Source organism: Nonomuraea sp. SBT364 (genome assembly GCF_001083785.1).
Lineage (GTDB): Bacteria > Actinomycetota > Actinomycetes > Streptosporangiales > Streptosporangiaceae > Nonomuraea.
The window spans coordinates 25,057-35,010 of the sequence record NZ_LAVL01000086.1; the positions used below are offsets into that span (position 1 = coordinate 25,057).

General features: G+C 72.3%; 9 protein-coding genes. 3 read left to right on the plus strand and 6 right to left on the minus strand.

Annotation, left to right across the window (positions count from 1 at the left end; all coding sequences use genetic code 11):
• Nucleotides 1-198 precede the first annotated feature (198 nt).
• Together ADY59_RS30105 and ADY59_RS30110 are read right to left on the minus strand one after the other, a co-directional pair.
• The gene (locus tag ADY59_RS30105) at nucleotides 199-495 is read right to left on the minus strand and encodes a DUF2470 domain-containing protein (RefSeq protein ID WP_049569022.1); all 297 of its coding nucleotides are present in this window, start codon (nucleotides 493-495) and stop codon (nucleotides 199-201) included.
• Nucleotides 495-983: an FABP family protein gene (locus ADY59_RS30110; protein WP_049569025.1), complete on the minus strand. Its 489-nt coding sequence runs from the start codon at nucleotides 981-983 to the stop codon at nucleotides 495-497. The genes ADY59_RS30105 and ADY59_RS30110 overlap by 1 nt, the downstream gene beginning before the upstream one ends.
• A 44-nt stretch (nucleotides 984-1,027) precedes the next feature.
• On the opposite strand from ADY59_RS30110, the gene ADY59_RS30115 reads away from it, so the two are divergent.
• The gene (locus ADY59_RS30115; RefSeq protein WP_049569028.1) at nucleotides 1,028-1,390 is read left to right on the plus strand and encodes a DsrE family protein; all 363 of its coding nucleotides are present in this window, start codon (nucleotides 1,028-1,030) and stop codon (nucleotides 1,388-1,390) included.
• A gap of 7 nt (nucleotides 1,391-1,397) precedes the next feature.
• Here ADY59_RS30115 and ADY59_RS30120 read toward each other — a convergent pair whose 3' ends face one another.
• From ADY59_RS30120 to ADY59_RS30135, 4 genes are all read right to left on the minus strand, one after another.
• Nucleotides 1,398-2,111, minus strand: coding sequence for a type 1 glutamine amidotransferase (locus ADY59_RS30120; RefSeq protein ID WP_049569029.1), 714 nt, complete (start codon nucleotides 2,109-2,111; stop codon nucleotides 1,398-1,400).
• Entirely contained in the window at nucleotides 2,101-3,330 is a 1,230-nt protein-coding gene (locus ADY59_RS30125; protein ID WP_049569030.1) for a MurT ligase domain-containing protein, read from the minus strand. Before ADY59_RS30125 ends, ADY59_RS30120 begins: the two co-directional genes overlap by 11 nt.
• A 40-nt stretch (nucleotides 3,331-3,370) precedes the next feature.
• On the minus strand, nucleotides 3,371-6,346 hold the full coding sequence (locus tag ADY59_RS30130; protein WP_049569034.1) for an ATP-binding protein: 2,976 nt from the start codon (nucleotides 6,344-6,346) through the stop codon (nucleotides 3,371-3,373).
• A gap of 72 nt (nucleotides 6,347-6,418) precedes the next feature.
• Nucleotides 6,419-8,380, minus strand: coding sequence for a hypothetical protein (locus ADY59_RS30135; RefSeq protein ID WP_049569038.1), 1,962 nt, complete (start codon nucleotides 8,378-8,380; stop codon nucleotides 6,419-6,421).
• Nucleotides 8,381-8,519: 139 nt separating this feature from the next.
• On the opposite strand from ADY59_RS30135, the gene ADY59_RS30140 reads away from it, so the two are divergent.
• Nucleotides 8,520-9,176, plus strand: coding sequence for a hypothetical protein (locus ADY59_RS30140; RefSeq protein ID WP_049569040.1), 657 nt, complete (start codon nucleotides 8,520-8,522; stop codon nucleotides 9,174-9,176).
• A complete protein-coding gene (locus ADY59_RS30145; RefSeq protein WP_049569042.1) occupies nucleotides 9,176-9,814 on the plus strand; it encodes a hypothetical protein in 639 nt (212 codons plus the stop codon). Before ADY59_RS30140 ends, ADY59_RS30145 begins: the two co-directional genes overlap by 1 nt.
• The last annotated feature ends 140 nt before the right edge of the window (nucleotides 9,815-9,954 follow it).

Here is a 9,954-nt window from a genome sequence, read left to right on the forward strand (position 1 = left end):
CCAAACAATGGTGATTCATAGTTGGACTAGCGAGGTGGTTGTCCGCTAACGACGCGGACTCGTTGTCTCGTGTCGCAGCGTAATACGAGGCAACCACCGGGGCCCCTGGCAGCCGGAGGGCGGGATCCGATCCCGTCTTTGGTCCATCCGGCCCGCCTGCTCGGCAGGCGGAACGCCGCCCGGGGCCCTTTTCAGTTTTCAGTGCTCTCCCCGCGCGGGGACGCCGAGCGCCTGGCAGGCGTCGCGGTAGAGCCGCACGACCGCCATCCGCACCTGGGCCCGCTCCGTCAGCGTCTCGCCCCACGGCACCCTGACCCGCTCGCCGCCGTCGACGGTGAACTCGATGGCCTCGCCGTCGACGTCGCTCGCCACGGCCGTGGTCGCCGCCGGTCTGCCGCCGAGGCCGCGCACGATGATCAGCGAGTCGGCCGCGTGGTCGTCGTTCATGTGCCGCTTGATCGCCTCGACCGCGTCGTCGGTGAACGGGGCTCCCATCACGCCACCTTCTTCAGCTCGGCCGACATGTGCGAGGTCAGCGGATGCCCGACGGCCGCCATGTCGTAGGCCCACATCAGGTTGCCCTTGACCAGCCCGTACAGCCGCCGGCCCGCCGCGTATTCCTTCGCCGACGCGGTGCGCGCGACCACGTCGGTCTGCAGGTCGATCTTGTGGAAGACGACCTCGCCGACGTAGATCTCCACGATCCCGGTCGGATGCGCCAGCACGACCTCGAGCTGCCGGTCGGGCTGGACCCGCCAGTAGCCGGACTCGGTGGCCAGCGGCCTGACCCGGTTGCCGTCCTGGTCGAGCAGCCATGTGCGGCTCACGTACGTGAGAAACGGCTTGCCGTTGTGGCCGAACTCGATCTCCTGCCCGAAGTTGAAGCTCTCGATCGTCGGATAGCCGCCGACCCCCGCACCCTCCCACCGGCCGAGCAGGAAGGCGATCGGCTCCAGGTCGGGGTGCACCTCAGGTTCCTCCATGACCCCCAACCCTAGTGCCGCCCGGGGCGGGCTAGGGTGACTGCATGGCACGATCACTGGTGATCAAGGTGACCGCCGGGGCCGACGCGCCCGAGCGGTGCAACCAGGCGTTCACGGTCGCGGCCGCCGCCGTCGCGAGCGGTGTCCCGGTCTCCCTCTGGCTGACCGGCGAGTCGTCCTGGTTCGCGTTGCCCGGGCGGGCCAAGGAGTTCGAGCTGCCGCATGCCGTGCCGCTGCCCGACCTGCTGGAGGCGGTCCTCGCGGGCGGCCGGGTCACGCTGTGCACGCAGTGCGCGGCCCGGCGTGAGATCACCGTCGACGACGTGATCGACGGTGTCCGCATCGCCGGCGCGCCCACGTTCGTCGAAGAGGCCACGACCGAGGGCGCGCAGGCGCTCGTCTACTGACGGGCCGCTACGAGGCCAGGACGGTGCTCAGGCGCTCCTGGCGGAGCTGTTCGTAGCGGGTGTCGTCGAGCGGGGCGAGGTCGCCGACGCGCCACGACAGCAGCAGGTCGGCCAGCGCCGGGTTGCGGGCCAGGGCGGGCCCGTGCAGGTAGGTGCCGATCACGTGACCGGCGTAGCAGCCTTCGAAGCCGTCGCCGTTGCCGACGCCCTTGACGGTCTTGGACAGCGGCCTGACGCCGGGGCCGAGCCGGGTGACGCCCATGTGGTTCTCGAAGCCGGTCAGCGTGGGCAGGCCGAGCGCGGCGTCGACCTCGGCGACCAGTTCGCCGACGGCGCGGGCGGGGCCGCGGGCGCTGGAGATGTCGAGCAGGCCGATGCCGTCGACCGGCTGGCCCTCCTCGCCGCCGAACGTGCTGCCCATGATCTGGTAGCCGGCGCAGACGGCGAGCATGGCGGCGCCGCGGGCGATGGCGCGGTGCAGGCCGCCGTCGCGGCGCAGGCGTTCGGCCGCGAGGATCTGCGGCCGGTCCTCGCCGCCGCCGATGAGGTAGACGTCGCCGGTCTCGGGGACCGGGTCGGCCGAGCGTACGTGGATCGTCTCGGTCTCGATGCCCCGGCGCTGCGCCCGGTGCTCCAGGACGAGCGCGTTGCCCTGGTCGCCATAGGTGCTGAGCAGGTCGGGGTAGATCCAGACGATACGCAGGGCGCTGTCAGACGGCACGACCGAACTCCGATCGGATCAGCTGGAAGGCGGTGTAGTTGGCGATCACGTCGACCCGGCCGGGCGGCTGCATGGCCAGCGCCTCGGAGAAGGAGGCGCACAGCGCGAACGGCACGTCGGCGACCTCCAGCCGCAGCGCCAGGTCGAGCCGCCGCTCACCGGTGACGAACACCGGGCGGCCGCGCAGGATGCGGTAGTCGACGTCCCACAGCCAGGAGGTGTCGCGCCCGTCGGGGCCCTGCGCGTTGACCGACAGGATGATCGGCGAGCCGGGGTCGCTGACGTCGAACGCCTCCAGCCAGCCCGCCGGGTTCTTGGCCAGCAGCAGCCGGGCGTGCCGGCCGTCGCGCTCGACCGTGGTGTAGCGGCCGGCGACCGAGGTGACCTCGCGCAACCGGGGCAGCGCGCGCTCCACCGGCAGCCCGAACGCCTCGGCGACGGCCAGCGCCATGGCGGCGTTGGAGCGGTTGGCCAGGCCGGGCAGCTGGATGTCGAGCAGCCAGCGCTGCCCGCGCGGGTCGATGACCGCGTCGTCGTCGAGCACCCACTGCGGCTCCGGCCGGTGGAAGGTGCACTCGCGGCAGGCCCAGTCGACGCCCTTGCGCTCCAGCGGGCCGCCGCACTCGGGGCAGCTCCAGGAGTCCTCTTTCCAGCGCTGGCCGCCGGCGACCCAGGTGACCTTGGCGGCCGTGGAGGCGCCCCAGGTGACGAGCGGGTCGTCGCAGTTGGCGATGACGTGGGTGGGCTTGCCGGACAGCGCCCTGCGCCACTTCTGCGCCAGGAGCCAGATCTCGGCGGCGCGGTCCATCTGGTCGCGGCTGAGGTTCATCAGGCAGACGACGCCCGCGCCGGTGGTGTCGAGGACCTCCGGCAGGTATTTCTCGTCGACCTCCAGCACCCCGAAGGGCGCGCCCTTGTGCTGCGACAGCGCGGAGACGTGACCGGCCGGCATGTTGGCGCCGTAGGCGTTGGTGGCCACCTCCCCCATCTCCAGCAGGGCCGAGGTGATCAGCCGGGTGGTGGTCGTCTTGCCGTTGGTGGCGCTGACGAGGGCCAGCTTGCGGTCGCGGGCGAGCTGGCGGAGCAGGTCTGGCTCGAGCATCAGGCCGACCCGCCCGCCGATCACCGAGCCGTCACCGCGCCCGGTCATCCTGGACAGCGTCGCGGCACTGCGGCCCAGGGCGCTCGCGAGCTGAGCCCGCAGTGGAAGCTGGGTCATGGATAGGAATCCTAGTCGGCCCCGGGCACGGCGGGCCTCCCTACTCGCCGCCGGACTCCACGAACGCGATCTCCGGGGCGCCGCCGTGCTCGAACGGCAGCACGAACCTGCGCGGCCACGACAGCACCCCTTCCAGCCATCCGGCGCCCATGGTCTGGCCGACGTGCCGGATCCTGGCGGGCGCCTCGATGCCGATGGCGACCGAGGTGACGTCGCGCTGGACGCCGTCGCCCTCGTCGTCGCCGAGGATGACCCGCCACGCCAGCGCCCTGTTGTGCGAGACCTCCATCGACAGCGGGTGGTGGCGCAGCGCCTTGGCCCGGTGGCCGAGCAGCTCGGCCTGCATCAGGTCGGAGGCGCCGTTGCCGTTGGCCTGCTGACGGAACAGCGCGTACTCCAGAGGCGGGGCGGGGCTGCGCAGGTCGGGGGCCGGCCGGCCGTAGGGGAAGAGCCTGTCGACCTCGTGCAGCCAGCGCACCTGCGGGATCACCCACGACGCGCCGGGACGTTCGCCGCCGGGCTCCAGCGCGCCGAGCAGGCGCGTGGCGGTCTCGGCGGCCTTCTCGGTGAGCAGCGCGGGGTCGAACCAGCTGCGCAGCGACCACGCGCGGCGCTGCACGGCCCGTTCGACCAGCGTGGCCAGCAGGCATTCGCGGCGGCGCGCCGGCAGGTCGGACCAGGCGCCGGCCAGGTTGCGGGGGACGCCGGGCAGCGGCCGGTTGCTGACGAAGGCGAGCACGACCGTGTCGCACCAGATGCGCAGCCACGCCCAGTCGGGCGCGTCGGCGAGCACGTCGGCCTCGCGCAGCTCGACGAGCGTGCACGCCTGCCCGGTACGGCACTGCGCGCCGCAGGCGGCCGAGCGGCGGCCGCGGATCGGCGGCGGCGGGCCGGCCAGCAGCTTCTCGCGTGACTCGCCGAGCGGCACGCGGATGCGCAGCGGCCGGTCCATCCCGTCGGCGAAGACGGCCGCGTCGCCCGGCGGCAGCGACACCACGTGCCGCGACTGCTCGTCGCTGAGGTTCATGGCGGCGCCGACGAGCTGGCGGTCGTCCTCGGCGGGCAGCCGGTGCACGACCTTCAGCGCGGTGTTCTTGACCACGTCGGGGACGAGCTTGGTGGGGATCTGCTCGGCCACGACGATGCCCTCGCCGTACGCCCTGATCTCGGCGAGCATGCCGGCCAGGAGCTCGACGGCGTGGGTGGCGGCCCGGCCGGCGCCTCGATCGCGCAGCAGCCGGTGCGCCTCCTCGATGACGATGACGTGCCGCAGGTCGGTGGTCTTCTCCTGGCGGGCGCGCATCCGCAGGTGCTCCACGATGCGGATGATCAGCGTGCCCATGAGGAACGCCTTGTCCTCGTCGTTGGCCACGTCCTCGATGGCCAGCACGACGTTGCGGCGCATGAGGCCGCCGATGTCGGCCGGGTGGCCGCCCTCGAAGAACCGGCCGGCCGAGCCGACGCGCAGGGAGCGCAGCCGCAGCGAGATGAACCCCTCGACGTCGGCCTGCACCTCACGGCCGTAGCCGATCTCCTTGATCACGTCCATGGCGTGCTGCTGGAGCTGCTCCAGCGTCGGCACGCTGGGCGGCACCTTGGAGCCGGGCACCGCGCCGCCGGTGACCACGTCCCAGCCGGTGGCCTCGTAGACGCGCTGCAGGGCCAGCGACATGATCTGCGGGAACGGCTCCTCGGCGTCGAAGGCCGCCATGAACAGCGCCCTGACCATGTCGATGTGCGCCTGGACGGGATAGCCGGGCTCGGGTTCGAGCGGGTTGATGCTGAACGGCACGCCGCCGGGCGCCGACGGGTTGATCACCGTGACGGGGCCGATGGACTCCACCCGACCGGCCATGGCCGCGTACTCGGACTTGGCCGCCTCGATCGCCAGCCATGGGATGCCGGCGTGGCTGAGCTGCTCCAGCAGGTGCCTGACCGTCTGCGACTTGCCCGAGCCGGTGGCGCCGGTGACGAAGGCGTGCCGGTTGAGCGTGGCCAGCGGAACCCGGAACGAGCCGACGCCGCGGTCCTGGCCGTCGAGGATCTCGCCCAGTTCCAGCTCGCCGTCGCCGGCCTCGGAGGTCACGTCGAAGAACCCCGAGTCGAGCACCCGCACGCCCGGCACCTCCCGCCTGGGCAGCCCGGCGAGCGCCGCCAGCGCCCCGGCCGTGGCCGCGAACGGGGCCGCCGCGCTGTCTGCGGGGTCCTGCATGGTGAGGGCCAGCGCCTCGGGCAGCGCGTGCACCGACCCCTGGGCGCTGCGCAGCCGGTAGGGGTGGTGGCTCATCTCGACCGACCCGACGAGGACGGGCGCGATCTGGCCCAGCTCCTCGGCGGTGGCGGCCCCGGCCAGCACCCGTACGTTCCACAGCCCCGCCTCGCGGAAGGCGTCGAGCTCCTGCATCCGGCGTTCGGCCCGCTCGGCGTCGAACCTGGACCGCTCGGAGGCGTCGCCGTACTGCCTGAGCACGTTGAGCTGGGTGCGCAGGTGGGCCACCTCGGCATCCAGCAGGTCGGTCGGCTCGGCCACCACGAGCCAGGCGAACGGCCGCGACATGAGCGTGACCAGCGTCGACTCGAACAGCGTGGGCCGCTTCAGCTCGTCGGGGTCGAGCCCGGCGGAGTCGCGCCGGCCGCCGAGCGGCGGCGCCTGGCGGCCCGGGCACGGCGTCCACACCAGGTCGGCGAGGTCGGCCAGGTACTCCTCGTCCAGCTCGACGCCGCGTGCGCCGCCCGGGAAGAGCAGCGGCTGCGGCCCCGCGGGACGGCCCGGGGCGTCGGGCGAGCGGCGCGGCTGGCGCGGCGGCGACAACGGCCCGGCGTTGGTGATCAGTTCCAGCGGCGCGCCGGAGCCCCGGGACAGCCAGCCGATGACGAACGGCCGGTCCCGCTGGGCGGCCGACAGTACGGCGGGCAGCACGGTGACGAAATCCCACTCCGCCGACGAGCTGCGCGAGGGTGCTGCGATGGACTGGATCCGATACCAGGGCCCGCTCAGCGACACACTCGGCTGCATTTCATCCCCCCACAGACGGTCGTTCAGTAAAACTCCGCCCCCCGCCAGCGCGGCACCTCGGCATTGACCATGTCATTGCCTGTCCTTGCGCCAGTCCAGGCGCGGCGGGGGCGGCCCCAGGTTCGGCGGTGGCTCGTCGTCGCCGTCGACATGGCCGTCGGCACGGCGGTCAGGATGGTGGTCGGCGCCGAGCACGGTGTCGCGGACGTCCTCCAGCTCGCCGAGCGTGGTCTTGGGGAAGGTGAGGATGGCCGGGTTGGCGTCGGCGAGCCGCACCCGCCGGCCCTGCGCGGTGGCGTCGGTGACGATCACCGACGTGGTGGGGAGCTGCTGGAGCTGGTGCGGCTCGACGAGGAACTCGCGCGAGCGCTGCAGCACCCGCTCGGTCTCGGAGATCTTGTCCGCGGTCCGGCCCCACTCGGTGGACTCGGTGATGTCCTCGGCCAGGTCGGCGCGGCTCTCGGCGCGCTCCTGGCCCGAGTCGTCGAGCTGGTCGATGGTGGAGGTGTAGCCGCCGTCCAGGCGCGGCAGCGAGTCGCTGATCGTCTCGGTGAGCTGGGCCAGCTCCAGCCGGTGCTCGGTGCCGACGTGCTCGCTGGCGACCCGGGCGTCCTCGGCGTTGCCCAGCCGCATGAACGCCACCGCCGCGTGCCCCCGGCCGAGCCGCTCGCGCACCGTCGGGGTCAGCGACCTGTAGGTGAGGACGAGTCCCGTACGTGAGGTCTCGCAGGCGTCCATCAGCCGGTCGAGCACGTCGCCGCGGAGCTTGTCGGCGCCCGCCACGATGATCGTGTGATACCAGGGCCGGTCGGAGGCGGGCGACTGGCGCAGGATGTGCGTGAGCGCGGTCGCGACGTACGTGCCCAGCACCCGGTTGCCGAAGACGCCCGCCTGGCGGTCCATGCTGACCACCCGGAGCCTCGCCGGGGGCAGCCGCACCGCCTGGGTGCCGAGCGTCTCCAGCTTGCGTAACTGCGATTCGAGCGCCCAGGCCCGCTCGATCACCACGCGGTCGCTGACGCCGCGCCCGAACAGCGTGCCGATGCGCTCCAGCTGCGTCGCCGTGATCAGGCCGAACCGCAGGTCGTCGCGCGGGTCGCCGACCTGGGCGAGCGCCCGCAGCGCGGCGGTGACCTGGCTGATCGTGGCGTTCTCGCCGAGCACCTCCAGCACCCGCTCCAGGATCGCGTTGTCGAAGCTCAGGTCGCGGGTGGTGCGGTGCTCCTCGCTCACGCTCACCACGTGCGCCAGCACGTCCGCGAACGCCTCCGGCTTGAGCGTCGCGCCCAGGTCGAGCCGGGGCAGGTCGACGGGCAGCACCCAGACCAGCGGATCGTCGCCGCCCTTGCGGGCCAGCTCGATCAGGTCCTTGGCGATCGCGCCCTCCGACAGGTCGAGCACGGTCAGGTGGCCGCCGCTGTAGAGGCGGGTGGCACCCAGCAGCGTGATCAGCGCCGACCAGCCGGGCAGCGTGCCGCCCGCGACGTCGACGCGGTCGATCTCGTCGGGGACGGCGACCGCGTACCAGTTGAGCTGGCGGTCGTGGCGCTCCTTGACCTCCTGCCACTCGCGGTAGCGCTGGGCGTGCTCCTCCTGGGCGCGGAACAGCTCCCGGTCACGTTCCTGACGCTGCCGGTCGGCCCTGGCCTGCTGTTCGTACACGCGGTACTTGACCGCCCGGTCGCCCTGAAGGAGCGCGTAGGCGCAGATCGCGGCCACGCCGCCGGCCGCCGCCACGCCGATGAGCGCGAACGACCACCCCAGGTAGCCCGCGACGGCCAGCGCCAGCAGCAGCGCCGTCAGCACCAGCATGAAGGTGCGCACCAGCCGTACCGGGCGGTTGAGCATGTCCTCCTGGAGCCGCTCGCGGCGCAGCAGCTCGGGGTCCGGCCCGCCGTTCGTCGCCGGCGTCTCCTCGGCGGGCGAGGGGCGCTTCGGCGGTGGGCCGGGGTCGGGGTGCAGCAGGAGGTACTGCCAGCCCAGGTAGATGCGGTCCGCCTGGAGCTGCGCGTGATCGGGATGCACGTCCGCCACGTGACCCCCTCCGGCTGCCCTGTGTCATGACAGCGTAAAAGCTACAACCCCTGCTGCGGCAGGGTTCGCGGCAATTCGACCAGCGCAATGGGCGCATTGGGGTGAGTGGTACGAGTGTGACCTATTACCATCCATACCCATGACGGAACCCTCCGGCGGCAGCGACAAGCCGAGACGCCCGGTAGCGGTGCCCGCCCTCGCCCTGGTGGCGCTCACCGCCATCGGCATCACCGCCCTGCTCGGCGGTCTCAACGAGACGGCGGCCGCCCCGCCCCCCAAGGTCAAGGCCGGGCAGAGCTTCGATCAGGGGCAGTTCGAGACCCAGTTCGTGGAGTCGAAGCTCACCGTGCAGCGGGCGCAGAACCAGTTCGCCCAGGACAAGCGCTTCCTGGACGTGATCTTCAAGGTCACCAACAAGACCGACGCGACGATCGCCGTGGGCGGCCTGCCCAGCGGCAAGAGCGCAGGCTTCAGCTTCGGCCGCTCGCTGCTCAAGATGACCCCCGAGGTCAAGACGAAGCTCGGGGGCCGGTTGTTCGTCACCTCCAAGGGCGTCGAATCCACCCAGCTGCACCCCGGCATCCCCTCGACCGTGGTCGCCCGGTACGAGCTCGACGCCACGACCGAACCGCCCAAGGAGATCACCTTCGAGCTGGGCGTGTACGAGAACGTCGAGAACCCCCTCACCGGCGAGTCCGTCTGGCTGCTGCCCACCGAGGGCGGGCTCCTCGACGCGGACGAGGTGACCGAGGTGGCCGCCACGGTCACCCTGCCCGTCAAGCAGGAGGACGCCTGATGAACGCGCAGCCCGAGGCGCCGCGCCGCTCCCGGCGCCAGGCCCCGCGCCGCCGAGGCGCCGGCACCGTCCTGCTCAGCACCCTGGCCGGGCTCGTCCTGGCCGCCGGAGCGGTGGCCGTCCAGTCGTTGCAGCTGTCCGCCGAGGAGCAGGGCGCTCCGCTCACGTACGAGGGCGTCAAGGGCGAGATGGTCGACGCCGGGCGCTTCTCCGTCCGCGTACGGGAGGTCACCACGGCTCGGACGATCAAGTACCAGGACGACGTCGTGCCGACCGAGCAGGTGTTCCTGGTGGTCGAGGCGGAGGCGACGGTGCCCAAGGAGCCGGTGCACCTGGCGCCGGCCGTGCTCTTCACCGCCGACGGCAAGAAGTACACGGCCACCGACAAGATCGACAAGATGGCGACGCTGGCGTACCCGTGGATCCAGCCGGGCTGGACGACCTCCGGGCGGTTCGTCTTCGAGGTGCCCGCCTCGGCGCTGGCCGGCGCCCAGGCGGTGTTCCACCTGCCGCTCGGCGGGCTGTACGTCGAGCCGATGCCGCCCGAGGCGCAGATCGACCTCGGCATCGACGAGGCGGCGGCCAAGCAGCTGGGGTCCGCACCGGCGGACGTTGTCGACCTGGGCGAGAAGAAGTAGACGATGAGCACTGACGTCACCACGGCTCGGACGATCAAGTACCAGGACGACGTCGTGCCGACCGAGCAGGTGTTCCTGGTGGTCGAGGCGGAGGCGACGGTGCCCAAGGAGCCGGTGCACCTGGCGCCGGCGGTGCTCTT

What these genes read in the sequence shown, in the direction of transcription:
- ADY59_RS30125 (WP_049569030.1), bottom strand. Translation starts at nt 3,330, where the DNA reads ATGACCCAGCTTCCACTGCGGGCTCAGCTCGCGAGCGCCCTGGGCCGC.
- ADY59_RS30110 (WP_049569025.1), bottom strand. Translation starts at nt 983, where the DNA reads ATGGAGGAACCTGAGGTGCACCCCGACCTGGAGCCGATCGCCTTCCTG.
- ADY59_RS30140 (WP_049569040.1), top strand. Translation starts at nt 8,520, where the DNA reads ATGACGGAACCCTCCGGCGGCAGCGACAAGCCGAGACGCCCGGTAGCG.
- ADY59_RS30115 (WP_049569028.1), top strand. Translation starts at nt 1,028, where the DNA reads ATGGCACGATCACTGGTGATCAAGGTGACCGCCGGGGCCGACGCGCCC.
- ADY59_RS30145 (WP_049569042.1), top strand. Translation starts at nt 9,176, where the DNA reads ATGAACGCGCAGCCCGAGGCGCCGCGCCGCTCCCGGCGCCAGGCCCCG.
- ADY59_RS30105 (WP_049569022.1), bottom strand. Translation starts at nt 495, where the DNA reads ATGGGAGCCCCGTTCACCGACGACGCGGTCGAGGCGATCAAGCGGCAC.
- ADY59_RS30130 (WP_049569034.1), bottom strand. Translation starts at nt 6,346, where the DNA reads ATGCAGCCGAGTGTGTCGCTGAGCGGGCCCTGGTATCGGATCCAGTCC.